At 70.8% G+C, this 17,295-nt stretch carries 16 protein-coding genes; 8 read left to right on the top strand and 8 right to left on the bottom strand.

Going from position 1 to position 17,295, the window contains the following annotated elements; all coding sequences use genetic code 11:
* Positions 1 to 201 precede the first annotated feature (201 nt).
* Genes VKT83_14515 through VKT83_14525 form a run of 3 tightly spaced genes read right to left on the bottom strand, consistent with a single transcriptional unit; the run spans position 202 to position 4,100 of the window.
* A complete protein-coding gene (locus VKT83_14515; GenBank protein ID HLY23675.1) occupies positions 202 to 1,821 on the bottom strand; it encodes a thiamine pyrophosphate-binding protein in 1,620 nt (539 codons plus the stop codon).
* Positions 1,818 to 3,038, bottom strand: a complete 1,221-nt coding sequence (locus VKT83_14520; protein ID HLY23676.1) for a CoA transferase — start codon at positions 3,036 to 3,038, stop codon at positions 1,818 to 1,820. Before VKT83_14520 ends, VKT83_14515 begins: the two co-directional genes overlap by 4 nt.
* A gap of 60 nt (positions 3,039 to 3,098) precedes the next feature.
* Positions 3,099 to 4,100: a hypothetical protein gene (locus VKT83_14525; protein ID HLY23677.1), complete on the bottom strand. Its 1,002-nt coding sequence runs from the start codon at positions 4,098 to 4,100 to the stop codon at positions 3,099 to 3,101.
* A gap of 277 nt (positions 4,101 to 4,377) precedes the next feature.
* Between VKT83_14525 and VKT83_14530 the strand changes: the two genes are divergently transcribed.
* The 3 genes from VKT83_14530 (at position 4,378) to VKT83_14540 (ending at position 6,698) form a co-directional block, all read left to right on the top strand.
* Positions 4,378 to 5,010: a response regulator transcription factor gene (locus VKT83_14530; protein HLY23678.1), complete on the top strand. Its 633-nt coding sequence runs from the start codon at positions 4,378 to 4,380 to the stop codon at positions 5,008 to 5,010.
* 98 nt (positions 5,011 to 5,108) lie between these two features.
* A complete protein-coding gene (locus tag VKT83_14535; protein ID HLY23679.1) occupies positions 5,109 to 6,011 on the top strand; it encodes a trypsin-like peptidase domain-containing protein in 903 nt (300 codons plus the stop codon).
* A 42-nt stretch (positions 6,012 to 6,053) separates the two neighbouring features.
* Positions 6,054 to 6,698 (top strand): NAD(P)-binding domain-containing protein, encoded by a 645-nt coding sequence (locus VKT83_14540; protein ID HLY23680.1) that lies wholly within the window; start codon positions 6,054 to 6,056, stop codon positions 6,696 to 6,698.
* Between the two features lie 143 nt (positions 6,699 to 6,841).
* Here VKT83_14540 and VKT83_14545 read toward each other — a convergent pair whose 3' ends face one another.
* Both VKT83_14545 and VKT83_14550 read right to left on the bottom strand, forming a co-directional pair.
* Positions 6,842 to 7,297 carry a DUF2269 family protein gene (locus VKT83_14545; protein ID HLY23681.1) on the bottom strand — a complete coding sequence of 152 codons (456 nt, stop codon included), beginning with the start codon at positions 7,295 to 7,297 and terminating at the stop codon, positions 6,842 to 6,844.
* A 72-nt stretch (positions 7,298 to 7,369) separates the two neighbouring features.
* Positions 7,370 to 7,486, bottom strand: a complete 117-nt coding sequence (locus VKT83_14550; GenBank protein ID HLY23682.1) for a VOC family protein — start codon at positions 7,484 to 7,486, stop codon at positions 7,370 to 7,372.
* A gap of 112 nt (positions 7,487 to 7,598) precedes the next feature.
* Between VKT83_14550 and fdrA the strand changes: the two genes are divergently transcribed.
* Together fdrA and VKT83_14560 are read left to right on the top strand one after the other, a co-directional pair.
* Positions 7,599 to 9,479, top strand: a complete 1,881-nt coding sequence (gene fdrA, locus VKT83_14555; protein HLY23683.1) for an acyl-CoA synthetase FdrA — start codon at positions 7,599 to 7,601, stop codon at positions 9,477 to 9,479.
* A complete protein-coding gene (locus VKT83_14560) occupies positions 9,476 to 10,732 on the top strand; it encodes a DUF1116 domain-containing protein (GenBank protein ID HLY23684.1) in 1,257 nt (418 codons plus the stop codon). The genes fdrA and VKT83_14560 overlap by 4 nt, the downstream gene beginning before the upstream one ends.
* A 4-nt stretch (positions 10,733 to 10,736) precedes the next feature.
* Here VKT83_14560 and VKT83_14565 read toward each other — a convergent pair whose 3' ends face one another.
* Positions 10,737 to 11,750, bottom strand: coding sequence for a hypothetical protein (locus VKT83_14565; GenBank protein HLY23685.1), 1,014 nt, complete (start codon positions 11,748 to 11,750; stop codon positions 10,737 to 10,739).
* A gap of 95 nt (positions 11,751 to 11,845) precedes the next feature.
* Here VKT83_14565 and VKT83_14570 point away from each other — a divergent pair, with 95 nt between their 5' ends.
* The 3 genes from VKT83_14570 to accA are packed head-to-tail and all read left to right on the top strand — an operon-like array spanning position 11,846 to position 15,635.
* Positions 11,846 to 12,670: a cyclase family protein gene (locus tag VKT83_14570; protein HLY23686.1), complete on the top strand. Its 825-nt coding sequence runs from the start codon at positions 11,846 to 11,848 to the stop codon at positions 12,668 to 12,670.
* Entirely contained in the window at positions 12,667 to 13,866 is a 1,200-nt protein-coding gene (locus tag VKT83_14575) for a CoA transferase (GenBank protein ID HLY23687.1), read from the top strand. Before VKT83_14570 ends, VKT83_14575 begins: the two co-directional genes overlap by 4 nt.
* Positions 13,866 to 15,635 (top strand): acetyl-CoA carboxylase carboxyl transferase subunit alpha, encoded by a 1,770-nt coding sequence (gene accA, locus VKT83_14580; protein ID HLY23688.1) that lies wholly within the window; start codon positions 13,866 to 13,868, stop codon positions 15,633 to 15,635. The genes VKT83_14575 and accA overlap by 1 nt, the downstream gene beginning before the upstream one ends.
* 39 nt (positions 15,636 to 15,674) lie before the next feature.
* Here accA and VKT83_14585 read toward each other — a convergent pair whose 3' ends face one another.
* Together VKT83_14585 and VKT83_14590 are read right to left on the bottom strand one after the other, a co-directional pair.
* Positions 15,675 to 16,625, bottom strand: a complete 951-nt coding sequence (locus tag VKT83_14585) for a DUF2877 domain-containing protein (GenBank protein ID HLY23689.1) — start codon at positions 16,623 to 16,625, stop codon at positions 15,675 to 15,677.
* 78 nt (positions 16,626 to 16,703) lie between these two features.
* A complete protein-coding gene (locus tag VKT83_14590; GenBank protein ID HLY23690.1) occupies positions 16,704 to 17,285 on the bottom strand; it encodes a (2Fe-2S)-binding protein in 582 nt (193 codons plus the stop codon).
* Between the last annotated feature and the right edge of the window lie 10 nt (positions 17,286 to 17,295).

Below are 17,295 nucleotides of genomic sequence, written 5' to 3' on the forward strand. Positions count from 1 at the left end.
CCGGCCGCGCCGAAGCCGTTGTGCCGGACGTAGAAACCGTGACACCCCCCATAGATGGACGGCGTTCCGCCTGTCCCTACAGTATGGCGGTGCGGCTTGGCCGCCGCCATCCGGTATGGGTTCGATTAGGGACGTCGGGCCCCGGCCGGATGGCCGCCGGCGGCGCTGTCGCGGGCTACCGCGCCGTCCGCCGTTGCGGCATTACGTCGAGTAGTCGGCGTAGCGCGCGGTCTGGGCGCGGGCGGTCGGATCCGTAATCACGTTGACGATCGCGGGCCTGCCGCTCGCCGCCGCGCGCTCGAGCGCCGGCCGGATCTGCTCGGGATCTTCGACGTACTCGGCGTGGCAGCCGATCGCGCCGAACATCAGGTCGTAGCGGGTGAAACCGAGGTTGCGGCCGGTCTTGGGCCGGTCGATGGCGGTCCAGCCCCCGTTGTTCGAGATCACGCAGATGACCGGCAGGCGGTGCCGGAGGGCCGTGTCCAGTTCCATCGCGTTGAGGCCGAACGAGCCGTCGCCGTGGAGCACCACCACGAGCGCCTCGGGCATCGCGGCCTTTGCCCCCAGCCCGAACGGCAGGCCGACGCCCATGCAGCCGTACGGGCCGGAGTTGAGGCTGTGCGGCGCGTAGAAGGGGATCGCGCTGCGCGCGTAATTCAAAATCTCCTGACCGTCGACGCAGAGCACCGCGTCGCGCGGGAGGAAGTCGCGGACCTCTTTGCACAGCCGGAGCGGGTGGATCGGCCGGCCGCCGGCGGCCATCCGCTCTTCCTGCTCGGCGCGTTTCTCTTCGTCCTCGCCGGCAAGGGACGAAATCCAGGCGGCGCGCCGCTCCGGGTGGAAGCGGCCGCCGCCCGCCGCCACGAGCTGCGCGAGCACGGCCCGGGCGTCGCCCGCGATCCCGGCGTCCACGCGGCGGTTGCGGCCGATCTCGGCGGGGTCGATGTCGATCTGAATCAGCTTCGCCTGCGGGTTCATGCGGGGTGGCCGCGCGTAGCCGATGACGTAGTTCTGGCGGGTGCCCACGAGTACGACGAGGTCCGCGTCCCGCCAGGCGGTGCCCCGCGCGCCGAGGAAGCACAGCGGGTGGTCCTCCGGGATGACGCCGCGGCCCTGGGGGGTGGTGTAGAAGGGAATGCGCGCCTGCTCCACGAGCGCGCGCAGTTCATCCTCGGCCTCGGCCCAGAGCACGCCGCTGCCGCTGATCACAACGGGCCGCTCGGACGCGGCGATCATCGCGACCGCGCGGTCGACCAGTGCCGGATCTCCCAGCGGGCGGCGGCGATCGTCCGGCGCCGAGGTCCACCGCACGTGATCGTCCGGGACCTCGCGATAGAGGACGTCTCCCGGCATATCGAGGTAGACCGGTCCCGGCCGGGCGCCGAACGCGTGGCGGAAGGCCGCATCCACGAACTCGGGGATCCGCCGCGGATCGTAGCACCGCTCCGCCCAGCGGGTGATCGGCCGGAATACCGCGACCTGATCCGTTTCCTGAAAGGCGCCCATCCCGGACTGCGAGACCGGGGTGGAGCCGCCGATCGCGACGACCGGCGCCGAATCCACGAACGCGTTGGCCAGTCCGGTCACGAGGTTGGTCGCGCCGGGACCGCTGCACGCCATGCACACCGCGGGCCGCCGGCGCAGCCGGCTGTAGGCGTTCGCCATCATCGCGGCCGCCTGCTCGTGCCGGACGTCGATCATCCGGATCTCCCGCTGGCTGCAGGCGTTCTCGCAGTCGATCATGGGACCGCCCATCAGGAAGAAGATCACGTCGACGCCGTGATCCTTGAGCGCGCGCGCGAGAATCTCGTTGCCCGTCATATCACGCCCTGCTCGTGGAGCCGGGCCAGCTCGTCGTCGCTCATCTCCAGCAACTCCGTGTACACCTCGCGGTTGTGCTGACCGAGCAGCGGCGCCGCCTGCACCCGGACGTGCGACTGCTCCATCTTGACCGGCCATCCCGGCATCTTGAGTGCGCCCCTCGTCGGATGGTCGACGCTCACAATCGCCTCCCGGCGGTTCAGATGCTCATCCCGCGTCAACTCCAGGGTGTCGAACGTCGCCCCGGCGGGGACGCCGGCCTTGCCGAGGCGGTCCATCGCCTCCCGCTTCGTGTACTGGCGTGTCCACGCGGTGATGGCCTCGTCGATCGGGCCGGCGTTCGCGGCGCGCTGCAGCGGGTTCGCGAATCGCGGGTCACCCTTGAGGTCCTGACGGCCGATCACCTCGAGCAGGCGTTCCCACTGGTGGTTGCCGGCCCGCGTGGTGTAGATGAACACGTAGTCGTTGGGCCCACCCGGGCTGCACGGGTAGATGCCGCTCGGCGCCGTCATGCCGAGCTGACTCTGATTGCCCCACCGCTCCGCCGCGTGGCCGGTCAGCAGCTGCCGGGCGAACGAGATCCGGCAATAATTGATGACGGCCTCCTGCATCGCCACCTCGACGCGCTGCCCGGTCCCGGTGCGCTGCCGCTGGACCAGCGCGGCGAGGATGCCGATCGCCAGGTGCAGCCCGGCGCCGGTGTCGCCGATCGTCGGCCCCGGCTTCAGCGGCGGCTCGTGCGGCAGCCCGGTGAGGCTCATCGCGCCGCCGGCCGCCTGCGCGATCATGTCGAACGCGGGATAGTTGCCGAACGGCCCGTCAGGGGCGAACCCCTTCACCTGCGCATAGATGAGCCGCGGATTGAGGCGGCGGACCGCGTCGTACCCGAACCCCAGACGCTCGATGATGCCCGGCGCGAAGTTCTCGACGAAGACGTCCGCCCGCTCGATCAGGCGGCCCAGCAGGCGGCAGCCGTCGGGGGTCTTGAGGTTGAGCGTGATCGAGCGCTTGTTGGCGTTGAGGAGCAGAAAGTAGTACGAGTCGAGGCCGGGGACGTCGGTCGACGCGGCGCGACCCTGCTCACCCCGGCCGGGCGGTTCGACCTTGATGACGTCGGCGCCCAGCCAGGCGAGCGTCTCGGTGCACGAGGTGCCGGCCTCGAACTGCGTGAGGTCGACGACCCGAACGCCGCTCAGCGCCGTTCCCGCCTCGCTCATTCCCTGCACCTTCCACCGAGCGGGCCGGGCGTCCTCTCGTGGTCGGAGGCCGGCACGCCGCTAGGGCGGCGCGGGCACGTTGATCTGCTTCACCATCATGTCGTTCACGTAGACCAGCGCCACGAAGGGGACGGTTCCGGAGGCGGACGCGGACACCGCGTCGCCCGGCGCGTGCAGACCCAAATCGATGGTCTGCTGCGTACCGTCCGCGTTGACCACGACGAGCCGGACCGGCTGCCGGGCGGGCCCTTGGGGCACGACGATCCGCAAGACCAGCTGCGTCTGCGCCCCCGCGCGCCGTACCGCCGACGTGACGGCCGCCTGCGCCGGCGGCGCGGCGGTTTGTCCCGGAGGAGCGGGGGCCGCCTCCTGGGGGAACAGGTCGACGCGGGCCCCCGCGAGCGCCTGCCGCGCCTGATCCAGGAGCGCCGCCCGCTGCGGTTCGGTCAGCGCGGTGTTCTGGGCGAGCCCGCGCTCCGCGGCGGCGAGCGCCGCTTCCGGCGACGGGTATCCGAGGTACAGCGTGCCCGCCGGCTTGAACGCGCCTTTCAGGTCGCCGTGGATCCGCACGCCGTCGAACATGCCGGTTCCGCCGGTGCCGCGGATGTGGACGGTGGCGTCGGCAGGATCATAGCCGCCCATGCCCTGCACCGGCTGGTCGATGACCACCGACACGGTCGCGTCTCCGGCCGGTCCGTGCAGCACCACAGGGCCGGCCTTGCCCTGGGCGGTAGTCGTCGCGCTCACGAGCACCATCGTCATGTGCGCTTCCATCGTGAGCGACGTCTGACCCTCGAGCGGGATCCCGAGCACCGGGAGGGTGATGTCGAGATCCTCCCGCTGCGTGGTGCTGCCGCTGCTGACCACGGGCGTCGGGACGATGCGGGTTTCGGCTTTGCCCATGTCCGTGATCACGATGTGGCCGCTCACCGGTACGGCCAGGGCGGTGGCGTCGGGTGACGCGGTTTGGGCGCCCGCGCATACGGACAAACCGAAGACCGCCGCGAACGCCAGACCGGCGCCTCCTCGGCGCCGGAGGCTGCGAGCCACGCCGGTAATCATACGATGCCTCCCGCGGATCTTCTGACGGCGCATCTGTGAGGTCGGCCCGTCACGGACAGGTTTTCCCCGGGTTGCGGGCAGACCCATTCGAGCAGATTGTCGAGGCACCACGTACGTCGACGCCGGGCACAAGAAGGGCAACGTCGTCATCACGCTGGCGCCTCGCGATTGAGCGTTTCGTAAATTGCTGCGGCCCTGACACGTAGCCCGCCGTTCCGAGGCTGCGGGGAATCCCGCTGCCTTCCCGCGGCGTTTCGCGCGTCAGCGAGGCTGTTGTATGGTCGCGAACCCCATCAACCTTATTCTCGTCGTCGACGATCCCGACGCGCGGTCGGAACTGGCCGCGCGCCTGGCCGTGCATTCCGAGTGCGCCGTGGTCGGGACGCTGTCTTCGACCGACGACCTCGCGGCGGTCGCAGCGGCGGCAGAACCGGATGTCATCGTTTGGGATCTCGGCGACGACCCCGAGCGGGCACTCGCGCGCCTGTCCGAGGCGCAGACGCCGGGGCTGCCCATTCTCGCCATCGTCGAGGACGATCGCGACGGAGTCCGTGCGCTCGCGCTCGGCGCCGCGGGCCTGCTGTCGCGCGCGGCCGATGCGGAGCGGCTCGTCCTCGCCGCCCGGGCCGCCCTGGGAGGACTTCTTGCGCTCGATCCCTCTGTCGCCGGTATCGCAGGCGTATCACGGGGTTCCCACGCCGGCGCACCGGTCGAGACGCTCACCGGCCGCGAGCGGGAAGTCTTGATGTTGATGGCCGAGGGGCTGGCCAACAAACTGATCGCGGGGCGCCTCGGCATCTCGGAGCACACGGCGAAGTTCCACGTGCATACGATCCTCGGCAAGCTCGGCACGCAGAGCCGGACGGAGGCGGTGGTGCGCGCCGCCCGGCTGGGCCTTATCGCGATCTGAAGCCGGACACTACCTGATCGAACGATGGGTGTGAGGCCGGCGGCGGTCGGCTACGCTCTGAAGCGTACCGACACCAACGCTGAACGAGGGGTGATCATGTGAGCGCTTCACTGACAACGTTTTCCGACGCGCTGGCCGGCGTCGCCGAGACGGCCGGGCCGGCGGTGGTGCGCGTCTCGGGGGGACGCCGGCCATCCAGCGGCGTCGTTTGGTCCGCGGACGGGGTGATTCTGACCACGGAGCACGCCGTGCGGCGTGACGACGAGATCGTGGTGACGCTGAGCGACGGCCGCGAACTCGCCGCCACCCTGGTGGGGCGGGATCCCGGTACGGACCTCGCGCTGCTGAGAGTTCAGGCAGGCGGGTTACCGGTGCCGGGATGGCGGGAGACGGAGGGCCTGAAGGTCGGACAGGTGGTCCTGGCCCTCGGCCGTCCGGGGCGTACGATCCGGGCCCGGCTTGGGATACTGAGCGCGGTCGGACAAGAGTGGCGGGTGCCCGGCGGCGGCCGCATCGACCGGTACGTCGAACCGGACATCGAGCCGGCCTTCGGGTTCTCCGGGGGGCCGCTTCTCGACGCCGAGGGGCGGGCCATCGGACTGAATACCGCGGGGCTCCGCCGCGGGCTCGTGCTCACCATCCCGACGGCCACGCTCCGCCGCGTTGCCGGCGATCTCCTGGCGCACGGCCGCGTGAGACGAGGATACCTCGGCATTGCCGCGCAAACAGTGCCTGTCCCCGCGGCGCTGGAGCAGGCGGTCAACCAGCGCGCGGGCCTCTTGGTGCACGCGGTGGAGCAGGGGAGCCCGGCGGAGCGTGCGGGCATGTTGATCGGCGATCTGGTGTTCTCGATCGGCGGACGGCCGGTATACCGGGCCGACGAGCTGATGGGACTGCTGACGGAGGACCGGATCGGCGCGACGGAGAGCGTCCGGTTCGTGCGCGCCGGCAAGGTGCAAGAGGTCCAGGTCACGATCGGCGATCGGCCCGCGGCCGCCTGAGCGGATTCGGCCTGCGGTATAAGTTTCAACGGAGGCGACGCGATGAACGTCGGCATCTTGGGCAGCGGCAATGTCGGCCAGGCCCTCGGCCGCGCGTTTCTGACGCTCCAGCATCACGTGATGCTCGGCTCGAGAGACGCCGAGAACCCCAAGGGAATCGCGTGGATGAAGCAGTCGGGCGCCCGCGCCTCTCACGGCACCTTCGCGCAGGCCGCGCAGTTCGGCGAGATCGTCGTTCTCGCGACGCTCGGGACGGCGACCGAGAGCGCGATTCGGCTCGCCGGTCCGCAGCACTTCGCGGGGAAGGTCGTCCTTGACGTGACCAACCCGCTGGATTTCTCGAAGGGGACGCCACCCGTGCTCGCCGGCGGGGTGGGAGACTCCGCCGGCGAGCGGAACCAGCGGCTCCTGCCGGACGCGCACGTGGTCAAGGTTTTCAACACCGTCGGAAGCCCCTTGATGTTTCGCCCGCAGCTGCCCGGCGGGCCGCCGAGTATGTTTCTCTGCGGCAACGACGCCGCGGCGAAGAAGAGGGCCGCGGAGATCTGCAAAGACTTTGGCTGGGACGTGGTCGACGTGGGCTCGATCGGGGCTGCGCATTACCTGGAAGCGATGTGTCTCGTGTGGGTGCTCGCGGGGGCCAGCTCCAACAACTGGAATCTAGCGTTCAAGCTGCTGCGCAAGTAGCGACGGTCGCGCCGCCGCAGGCGGGGACCGGCCGGCACGGCCGCCCGTGTTATGATCGACAGCCACGTTCTCGCGGCAAGCGGGGGCCTCTCCGCGTGGTCACCCCTGCTGAACGTGCGGGTGAGGTAGCCCGCCCGCCGGTGTTAGCCGCCGGGCTTTGTCACCATCATGAAGACAATAATCACGGCGATGAGGATGAGCAGGATGCCGAGGGTCCTGCCGCGGGCCGCGCTCCCCTTGAACTCGGGCGAATCGGGGCCGCCGGTCTCGAGCGTCTGTATGCCCCGCCGCAGCGTCGGAGTGTAGCCGGCCGCGGCGATCACAACGAGTATGACATAGAGGATCAGGCTGGTCAGGACCCAGTGCGTGGCGACCGGGATGTGCCCCATGCCGGTCATCGCGAATCCGGTGATCAGCAGCAGCCCGTACGCCGGATTGGCGATCCGGTTGTCGAGCATTCGCACGCCGCGCAGGACGAAGGCGAGATGCTGCCGGTCCCGCCCCGCGAGGGTGAACCAGACCCCGTACGTGATGTTGGCGCCCAACGCGGTGATTGTCAGGAGGACGTGAATCCACTTCACGATCAGGTAGGCACTCATCCGTCACCTCCGCTCACGGGTTGTCCCGCGGCGCTCTAATCTCGATCGGGATGGCGTCGGGCCCCTCGCATATCAAAAACAGGTTCGGTCCGCCCGCCGGTCGGTACAGCGCAGACCGAAGTGCTTTTCGAAGAACTCCCGTGCGGCGTCGACGTCTGCGACTTGAAGGTCGATATGGTTCAGTTTCATGAGGGACACCGTCCTTCCTTCGACGGGAGCGCACGCGTGGGGCAAAGGCCGGGTGCCGCTCCCGTCGAACACAGCGAGCGATGAGCATGCCGCCGGTCGGGTCGATTCTCCGATGATCGTACGCGGTACGGTGCGGCCGAGCGCGTATCACGATTCCGCGGCGCTGATGCGCGTGCAGCAGGCGCTGCGCGGGTTCCCCGGCATCGACGAGGCAGGCGTCGTCATGGCGACGCCCGCGAATCTGGACCTGCTCCGCCAGGCCGGGCTCGATCCGGAGAACCTCACGGCACCCGGCGGCGGCGCAATCCCGGCGCGAGCGATCGTGTCGAACGATCTCGTGGTGATGGTGCGCGGCCCCGGCCCGGCGGAAGTCGAGGCGGCGCTCGGCGCGGTGGATGAACTGCTGGCGCGCCGTCCGGATGCCGGCGCATCCGAGGGTTCGTACCGGCCGCATTCGGTGGCGACGGCCGCGCGGCAGCTCGCGGGCGCGAATCTCGCGCTCGTCTCGGTGCCGGGCCGCTTCGCCGCCGGCGTGGCACGGGAAGCCCTCGGCGCGGGCCTGCACGTCATGCTGTTCAGCGACAACGTCCCGCTCCAGGATGAGGTCGACCTCAAAGGCGCCGCGGTGGAGGGCGACCGCCTCGTGATGGGACCGGACTGCGGCACGGCGATCCTGGGCGGGGCGGCCCTCGGCTTCGCCAATCGGGTGCGGCGCGGCGCGGTCGGCTTGGTGGGAGCGTCCGGGACCGGCATTCAGGAGGTCGCGGCGCTCATCCACCGGCTCGGCGGCGGCATCTCCCACGCGCTCGGCACCGGTGGGCGAGATCTTTCGACGGAAGTCGGCGGGACCACCACGCGGCAGTCCCTCGCGATGCTCGGGCGCGATCCCGAGACGCGCCTGATCGTGCTCGTGTCGAAGCCGCCGGCCGCGGCGGTCGCGGCGGCACTGCTCGAGCAGGCCGCGTCGCTCGGCAAACCCGTCATCGTGATCTTCACCGGGGCGGCGGCGACAGCGCCGGCGGTGTCCGGGAGGAGTCTCCGGCCGGTCCGCACCCTCGAGGACGCGGCGCGCCTGGCCGCGGCGTCAGGCGGCGGCGCCGCCTTGCTTGCGGACGATCGTCCGGCGCTGGACCGCATCGCCGCAAGGGCGCGCGACACAGCGCGGACGCTCGCGTCCACTCAGCAGTATCTGCGCGGACTCATGAGCGGGGGGACGCTGTGCGCCGAGGCCGTCGTGCTGCTCGAGGGGACGCTCAGGCCGCTGTTTACGAATGTAGCGGCCACCCGGGCCCGGCGCCATGAGGGCGCCGGGCCCGGACACGGCCACACGATCCTCGACCTCGGCGACGATCTGTTCACGGTCGGCCGTCTGCATCCGATGCTCGACATGACGCTGCGCGCGGCGCGCCTCAGGCAGGAGGCCGCGGATCCCGAGGTCGCCGTGGTGCTGCTCGACGTCGTGCTCGGGTTCGGCGTCCACCCCGATCCCGCGGGCGCGCTCGCGCCGGTGATCGCGGACGCCCGGGCGGCCGCGCGTTCCGCGGGCCGGCACCTCGCCGTTGTCGCGTCGGTCTGCGGGACCGACGACGATCCGCAGCAGCGAACGCGCCAGGTCGCGCGGCTCGAGTCGGCGGGGGTATTCGTGGAAGAGAGCAACGCGCGCGCCGCGCTCCTCGCCGGCGCCATCGCCGGCCGCGTATTTGACCCCGGCGCGATCGCCGCGATGCTGACCGGAGCAGGGCGGGCGGACGTAGAGGGAACTCCGCGCGATCGGACCACCGCGCCCGCCGCGAACGGGCGCCGCCCCGTCCGTTCTCCGGCGTCCGATGCGGCGGGGGCACTCCTCGCGGGCCCGCCCCGCGTCGTCAACGTCGGGCTCGGCGTGTTCGCCGAGAGCCTTCGGGATCAGGGCGTGCCGGTGATCGATGTCGAGTGGCAGCCGCCGGCAGGCGGGGACGCCGCGCTGCTCGAGCTGCTGGAGCGGTTGACGTGAGCGGCACGCGGACCGGCGAGATGATCGATCGGGCGAACGCGGAGGCGATCGCGCGCGTCATGGCGGCGACCCCGGTGCTGGCGGGAGTCGCCCGGGCGGGCGACGTGATCCCGGCGCTGGGGGACGATCTGCTCCTGCACGCCGGGCCCCCCATCGGGTGGGAGCGGATGTCCGGTCCCGTGCGCGGCGCCGTGATCGGCGCGCTGCTCTACGAGCGGCGGGCGCGCACCGAGGCGGAAGCGGCGGCGCTCGCGGCCTCCGGCCGGATCCGGTTCGAGCCCTGCCACCACCACGCGGCCGTCGGCCCGATGGCCGGCATCATCTCCCGGTCGATGCCGCTCTGCGTCATCGAGAACCGCGCCGGCGGTACCCGCGCCTACACGACGTTTAATGAAGGCTACGGCAAGGTGCTGCGATACGGCGCCTACGATGAGAGCGTGGTCGAGCGGCTGCGCTGGATCGAAGGAACGCTCGGCCCGGTGATCGGCCGCGCCCTCGAGCTCGCCGGGGGCCTCGACATGAAGGCCCTGATTTCCCAGGCGCTCCAGATGGGCGACGAGGGCCACAATCGGAACAAAGCCGGATCCGCGCTGCTCAGCCGTCTCCTCGGGCCGTTCATCGTCCGCTCCGGCGTGCCCACCGCGCAGCAGGCCGAGGTGTTCAGTTTCCTGGCCGGCAACGACATAGCGATGCTGAATCCCGTGATGGCCGCGTGCAAGGCCACGATGGATGCCGCCCACGGCATCGCGCACAGCACGCTGGTGACCACGATGGCCCGGAACGGCACCGACTTTGGCATCCGGGTGAGCGGCTTGGGGGACCGGTGGTTCACCGGGCCGTCTGAGGTGCCGCGCGGCCTCTACTTCCCCGGCTTCACGGCCGAGGACGGGAACCCCGACATGGGAGATTCGGCGATCACTGAGACCGCGGGGATCGGCGCCTTCGCGATGGCCGGTGCGCCCGCGATCGTAACGTTCATCGGGGGCACGGTCCACGACGCGGTTGCGTCGACGCTCGAAATGTATGAAATCACTCTGGCCGAACACGAGGCGTTTCGCATTCCGGCGCTCGATTTCCGCGGCACGCCGGCGGGCATCGACATCCGCAAGGTCATCCGGACGGGCATTCTGCCGCGAATCAACACCGGCATCGCGCACCGGCAGGCTGGGATCGGTCAGGTCGGCGCCGGGCTCGTCAGACCGCCGCGGATCTGTTTTGAAGAAGCGCTGCGGGCGATGGCGGACGCGATTTGAGCTGTCACTCGACGAGTGCCGCGAGGGCCTCGACGCCGCCCCCGAGCGCGTCCCGCGGCCACGGAATGTCGAGGGCGGTCCACCGCCGGCCGGCATCGGTGCTGTGGTAGACGGCGTGGTTGTTCGCCGCGTACACCGCTGCGGGGGCATCGGGATGGGTCGCGAATTGGCTGACCGAGGTCCCCTTGGCGTCGGGGAGGCCCTCCATCGCGGTGCGCCACGCCTTCTCTTCCGACCGCTGGTACACGTACGACTCCGCGTGGGGCGGATCGTACGCGCTCCAGGGGCCGTCCGCGCAGGAGACGATGACGGTGTCCGGATCCTCCTGATCCACTACGATCCCCACGAGGTACCGGTGCCGCAGGCCCTGCATATGACGCGTCCACTTCCGTCCGGCGTCGAGGCTCTCGAAGTAACCGTCGCCCGCGGCGGAGTACACGCGGTTGGGCGCGAGCCGGTGGGTGGCGGCGGTGTGCGTGTCGTACGGTCCGCCTGGCACGCGATCGTCCCATGTCCGTCCGCCGTCCGGCGTGCGGAGGAGCGCTCCGGCCTCGATTGCGACGTAGAGTCGTCCGGTGGCGACCGGATCCGGTTCGATCCAGCGAACGTGATGGGTATCCGGGCGCGGCGGAAAACTCCACTCGGCCTTTGACGGGAGCGCGAGCAGGCCCGCCGACTCGATCCACGACGCGCCGCCGTCCGCCGAGCGGAATACGCCGCTCGGCTCCGTTCCCGCGTACACGACGCCGGCGCCGTCGCCGGACTCCGTCGCACTGACGGCGATGGACATGACGGCCGGGTGCGTGACGCCCGCGCCGGCCGGTTCCCACGATCGCCCGCCGTCGTCGCTCCGCCAGACGCCCCGGCCGAGCGTGCCGCAGTACACGCGCGACGGCGCGAGCGGATCGATCGCGACGCACTCGGCCGAATGTTCCTGCAGGTGATGTTCGACCGTCCAGTCCAGGGCGTGGCGGGCGATCAGCAGGCCCTGTTCGGTCGCAACGAAGAGAGTGAGCATCTACGCTGATTCTACCCCCACGGCATGATTCTCGCGCCGCCGGGTGGAACTGTGTGTGCGCAGCCCGCACGTCCAACTTCGGGGAGGCGTCGCCCATGGCGTTCAAGGCGGCGGATCTGAGCCGGGTCCGCGTGCTCGACTTGTCCCAAAACTTTAGCGTGGACTCGCCGCCGTTCGCGTTCTACGAGGGGCCCACGGTGAAGTGGGTCAAGAAGATGGCGTTCGAGGGCGTCAACGCGCAGTGGATCAGCAGCACCAATCACATCGCGACGCATCTCGATTCGCCCCTCCACTTCAACGATCCGGGGCCGGACGTGGCCGGGATTCCGCTGGAGTCGCTGCTCGGGCCGGCCTGCGTCGTCGATTTGAGCCAGTTCGGCGTGGGCGACTACGACATCTACGGACCGGAGCACTTCGAGCGCTGGGAGCGCAAGCACAAGATCAAGATCCAGCGGGGCGACATCCTCGTGATCCACACCGGTTATCACCACTACTATAACGAGGACTGGTACAAGACGCGCAACCGCGAGCGGCCCAACCTTCCGCGCGCGTTCCTCAAGCATCCCGGCCCGCAACTGGAGTTCTGCGACTGGGTGCTGGATCGGGGCATCCGGTGGCTCGCCGTCGACGCGATCTCGACCGACCATCCGTTCAACACGAACGTCCGGCGGGCGCGGCCCGATCTCGTACCGGAGGTCGAGAAGAAGATCGGGATGTCGATGGACGAGGCGTTCCCGTGGCCCAAAGCCTACCAGGCCACGCATACGTACCTCTTCCCGAAGGGCGTCTTTCACGTGGAGAACGTGGGCGGGATGATCGACGAGGTGCTCGACATGCGCGTGTGGTTCGGCGCGTTTCCGTTCCGGTTCAAGGGCGGCGAAGCGGCGTTCTGCCGCTGCTTCGCGTTCGTGCAGAAGTGACCCCGGCTTCCGCGGGCGGCCCGCTCGCGGGCCTGCTCGTCGCCGACCTCACCCGCGCGCTGGCCGGTCCGTACTGCACGATGATGCTGGCCGACCTCGGGGCCCGGGTGATCAAGGTCGAGACGCCGGACGGCGGCGACGACACGCGTGGCTGGGGCCCGCCGTTTATCGAGGGCGAGAGTGCCTACTTCATGAGCATCAATCGCAACAAAGAGAGCCTCACGCTCAACCTGAAGGACGAGCGGGGGCGGGACCTGCTGTGGCGCCTGCTCGGCGGCGCGGACGTGCTTGTGGAGAATTTCCGGCCCGGCACCATCGACCGGCTGGGGTTCGGCTACGAGACCGTCCGCGCGCGGCTGCCGCGACTCGTGTACTGTTCGATCTCGGGCTTCGGCCAGACCGGGCCGTACCGCGAACGCCCGGCGTACGACCTGATCGTGCAGGGGATGGGCGGGCTGATGGCCATCACCGGCGAGCCGGACGGCAGCCCGATGCGCGTCGGGGTCGCGGTCGGCGATATCTGCGCGGGCATGTTCGCGGCCTACGGCATCCTCGCCGCGCTTCGGGCGCGCGACCGGACGGGGCAGGGGCAGTGGGTCGACGCGGCGATGCTGGACGGCCAGGTCGCGTGGATGACGTATATGGCCGCGAACTATTTCGCGACGGGGGAGAATCCGCCGCGCGTCGGTTCGGCGCACACGAACTTGGTCCCGTACCAGCCGTTCCCGACCAAGGACGGGTTCGTCACGGTCACCGTGGGGAGCGAAGGCCTGTGGCAGCGGTTCTGCCGCGCGCTCGACGTCCCGCTCGCCGACGATCCCCGGTTTGCGACCAACGCCGCCCGGGTCGAGCACCGGCGCGAGCTGCTCGCGGCGCTGGACCCGGTGTTCCGGGGCCGCACGACCGCCGAGTGGCTGGCGCGGTTGGGCGACGCCGGGGTGCCGGCCGGTCCGATCTCACGGATCAACGAGGTGATGACCGATCCTCAAGTGCTGCACCGCGAGATGGTGGTCGACGTCGACCATCCGCGGGCCGGCCGCGTGCGCGTGAACGGCGTCCCGCTCAAATTTTCCGGCACGCCCGGCGCCGTCCGGACGCCGCCGCCGGTGCTGGGCGAGCACACCGAGGCGGTGCTGCGCGAGCTCGGATGCCCGGCGGCGGAGGTCGCGTCGCTGCGCGCGGCCGGGGTCGTCTAGTGCTGCGGCGTCCCCGTCCGGTCCCGGCGCCGATCGCGTGCCCGTCGTGCGGGCTCGAACATCCGGCGCAGGCGCTCGAGGAGCGCCTCTATGTGTGCGCCGGATGCGGCCGCTGCCTCGCGATGCCGTCGCCGTCCCGGATCCGCATGCTCGCCGATCCCCGGACCTTCCGCGAGCTCGACCGCGGCCTCATCTCGGTCGACCCCCTGCAGTTTATCGACCGCAAGCCCTACCGCGCGCGGCTGATCGAGGCCCGCCGCCAGACGGGACTCCGCGAGGCGGTGACGACCGGGCTGTGCCGGATCGGCGGCCGGCCCGTCGTGCTCGTGGTCTTCGACTTCGAGTTTCTCGGCGGCACCATGGGATCGGTGGTGGGCGAGAAGGTGGCGAACGCGTTTCAGCATGCGACGCGCCGCCGGCTGCCGCTCGTCAGCGTCGCCGCGAGCGGCGGCGCGCGGATGCAGGAGGGCATGCTCTCGCTCATGCAGATGGCGAAGGTCGCCGCCGCCGAGGCCCGGCATGACCGCAACGGTCTTGCCTTCATCTCCATCCTGACCGATCCGACCTTCGGCGGCGTGACCGCCAGTTTTGCCACCCTGGGCGACGTCATCCTCGCGGAGCCGGGGGCGCAGATCGGGTTTGTCGGACCTCGCGTGATCGAGCAGACCACAGGAGCCTCGCTGCCCCCGGACTCACACCGCGCGGAGACGTTGTTCCGGCACGGCCTCGTCGATCTGATCGTGCCGCGGGAACGGCTGCGCGCCACGGTCTCGTACCTCGTCGGCCATCTCGACCGTCCCGCGGCGCCGCGCGCCCGCGCCGATCGGGCGCCGGCCGGGGCCCGGGGCGGCGGCCTCGCCGCCTGGGAGGAGGTGCAGCTCGCGCGGCACGTGGCGCGGCCCACGGCGCTCGACTACATCACGCGCATGACGGCCAACTTCGTCGAGCTGCACGGCGACCGGCAGGGCGGCGACGATCCGGCGGTCGTCGGCGGCCTCGCGGAGATGGACCGGCAAACGGTCATGGTGATCGGACAGGAGCGGGGCGGCACCCTCGAGGCCCAGGCCGAGCGGCACCGCGGCATGGCGGGCCCGGGCGGCTACCGCAAAGCCCTCCGTCTGGCGCGGCTCGCCGCCAAGTTTCACCTGCCGGTCGTGACGTTCGTGGACACGCCGGGGGCCGATCCGAGTTACGAGGCGGAGCGGGGCGGCATCGCCCTCGCGCTCGCGGAAAACCTGGCCGTGCTGGCGGGGCTGCCGACACCGATTGTTTCGGTGATCATTGGCGAGGGCGGCAGCGGCGGAGCGCTCGCGATGGCGGTCGCCGACCGGGTGCTGATGCTCGAGCACGCGATCTACTCGGTGATTTCCCCGGAGGGCGCCGCGGCGATTCTCTACCGCGACGTGGCGCAGGCGCAGAGCCTTTCCACGGCCCTCAAGATCACCGCGCACGACCTCAAGCGCCTCGGGGTGATCGACGAGATCATCCCCGAGCCCGAGGGCGGCGCCCATCTCGACCACGCCGCCGCGGCCGCGGCGGTGGCGGCGCACGTCACGGCCGCGCTCCGCGCGCTGCGGCGCGTCCCGGTGTCCAAACTCCCGGACCGGCGATACGAGAAATACCGGCACGTCGGCCGGACCGGTGTCTACTGGCGCGAAGTGGTGAGGGGCGAGATGCAGGAAGCGCTCGACGCGCTGGCCCGCCGCTTCCCGCGCGGCGAAGGCCCCTGGCGGCGGGTGCGGTCGGAGACGGATACGCCGCCGGATTAGCGCGCCGGCGGACGAGTTGGACCGGAAGGGTCAGATCGTCTAAACGGCCGGGGGGTTCGACGCGGCGACCGGTCCGCCCGCCCGCACGGGCGCCCGCCAGGCCGCGGCCCCGCCCAGCAGCGCTCCGATCCCGACCACGAACCCGGTGAGCATATCGGCGCCCGACGTCTCGCCGGTCGCGAGCACCGGCGCCGCCGCGGCGGCAATCCCGGCGCCGCCGCCCGCGGCGAGGGCCGCGAGCAGCGGGTGCCAGCGTTCGCCGACTTGGCCGTCGAACGCGGCGCGGAGATACGCGGCGCTGATCTCGTGGGTCCGCGGGGCCGCGGTCTCGACCAGCAGCGTCGCGATCTCGTCCAACGCGGTGTCCCCGCGCTGCTGCCGGACGAGCGCGAGCGCCAGCAGCACGCCGGCGATGAAGTCGTCGCCGGCCGGAGTCAGTCCGGGTCCGAGCCCGGCGAGGGACGACGCCACGACCTTCAGCCGGCGGCGGTCCCGCTGCGCGAGGGACTCGGCGAGGCCGCCGATCAGCGCGTGGCTGCGGGGAAAATGGGCGACGCGCTCGAGCGGCCCCGGCAGGTCTTCGTCCTCGAGGTGGGGCAGCAGGCGGGCGAGACTTTCGGCCGGGGCGCGGCGCGAGACCTCGCGGCACAGCTCCGCGAGACCGCGGTCGAGCGTCTCCGGGTCCGCCGACAGCGCCGCGTACGCCTTGGGATCCCAGATCGCGGCCCCCTCCAACTCGATGGTGATCAACTCGCCGATGCCGAGGCGCGCACCGTTGGACGCGAGACTCGTGCCGAGCGATAGGCCGTTGAATAGCTGTGCGGGGTCGGCCGGAATCACGAGGTTGAGCGGACCGTTGCCGAGCGGCTGATGGACGATCGCGTAGACCTCGTCGTCCTCGTCGGTCGCGTACACGCTGTGCGGATGGACCGCGATGACCTCGCCGATCCATCCTTCTTGGCGGATCGCGCGTGCGACCCGCCAGCTCATCGATAGCGCCTCGATCGTATGGTCCATGGTGATCGGCTGCCGTTCCGTCTCCTTCGCGTCACCGCGCGCCCGCCGCGGTTACCGCGCCGTTCTGCGCGCGCGGCCCCGCCGTGGGTGTTCGGGAGTTCGCCGACGCCCTCGGGCGCCCTTCTTGGCGGCCGCCCGGCGCGTCTCATCCGCCGGTGCCGTAGATGTTAGCACGGCGGCGGCGGCCGCAACAGCCTTGACAATGTTCTGGTAGCCGGTGCAGCGGCACAGGTTGCCGGCGAGACCCTCGCGGATCTCGCGTTCGGTTGGATGCGGATGATCGCGCAGGAACGCGACCGCGGTCATCAGGAAGCCCGGCGTGCAGAATCCGCACTGCAGCCCGTGGTGCTCCCAGAACGCCTGCTGGATCGGATGCAGCCGGTCCCCGTCCGCGAGGCCCTCGACCGTCCGCAGCTCCGCGCCTTCCGCCTGCACCGCGAAGAGCAGGCACGATCGGACCGCGTCGCCGTTCATCAAGATCGTGCACGCCCCGCACACACCGTGCTCGCAGCCGAGGTGCGTGCCGGTGAGCCCGCAGTCCTCGCGGATGAAGTCGGCGAGCGTCTTGCGCGGTTCGACGCGCCCGCGATACGCGCGTCCGTTGACCGTCAGCGTCACGTCGCGCGGCGTCATGGTGTCGCGC

Source organism: bacterium (assembly GCA_035308905.1).
GTDB lineage: Bacteria > Sysuimicrobiota > Sysuimicrobiia > Sysuimicrobiales > Segetimicrobiaceae > DASSJF01.

Coding starts and splice junctions, on each gene's coding strand:
- VKT83_14515 (HLY23675.1), bottom strand. CDS start 1,821: ATGACGGGCAACGAGATTCTCGCGCGCGCGCTCAAGGATCACGGCGTC.
- VKT83_14520 (HLY23676.1), bottom strand. CDS start 3,038: ATGAGCGAGGCGGGAACGGCGCTGAGCGGCGTTCGGGTCGTCGACCTC.
- VKT83_14525 (HLY23677.1), bottom strand. CDS start 4,100: ATGATTACCGGCGTGGCTCGCAGCCTCCGGCGCCGAGGAGGCGCCGGT.
- VKT83_14530 (HLY23678.1), top strand. CDS start 4,378: ATGGTCGCGAACCCCATCAACCTTATTCTCGTCGTCGACGATCCCGAC.
- VKT83_14540 (HLY23680.1), top strand. CDS start 6,054: ATGAACGTCGGCATCTTGGGCAGCGGCAATGTCGGCCAGGCCCTCGGC.
- VKT83_14545 (HLY23681.1), bottom strand. CDS start 7,297: ATGAGTGCCTACCTGATCGTGAAGTGGATTCACGTCCTCCTGACAATC.
- VKT83_14550 (HLY23682.1), bottom strand. CDS start 7,486: ATGAAACTGAACCATATCGACCTTCAAGTCGCAGACGTCGACGCCGCA.
- fdrA (HLY23683.1), top strand. CDS start 7,599: ATGATCGTACGCGGTACGGTGCGGCCGAGCGCGTATCACGATTCCGCG.
- VKT83_14565 (HLY23685.1), bottom strand. CDS start 11,750: ATGCTCACTCTCTTCGTTGCGACCGAACAGGGCCTGCTGATCGCCCGC.
- VKT83_14570 (HLY23686.1), top strand. CDS start 11,846: ATGGCGTTCAAGGCGGCGGATCTGAGCCGGGTCCGCGTGCTCGACTTG.
- VKT83_14585 (HLY23689.1), bottom strand. CDS start 16,625: ATGAGCTGGCGGGTCGCACGCGCGATCCGCCAAGAAGGATGGATCGGC.
- VKT83_14590 (HLY23690.1), bottom strand. CDS start 17,285: ATGACGCCGCGCGACGTGACGCTGACGGTCAACGGACGCGCGTATCGC.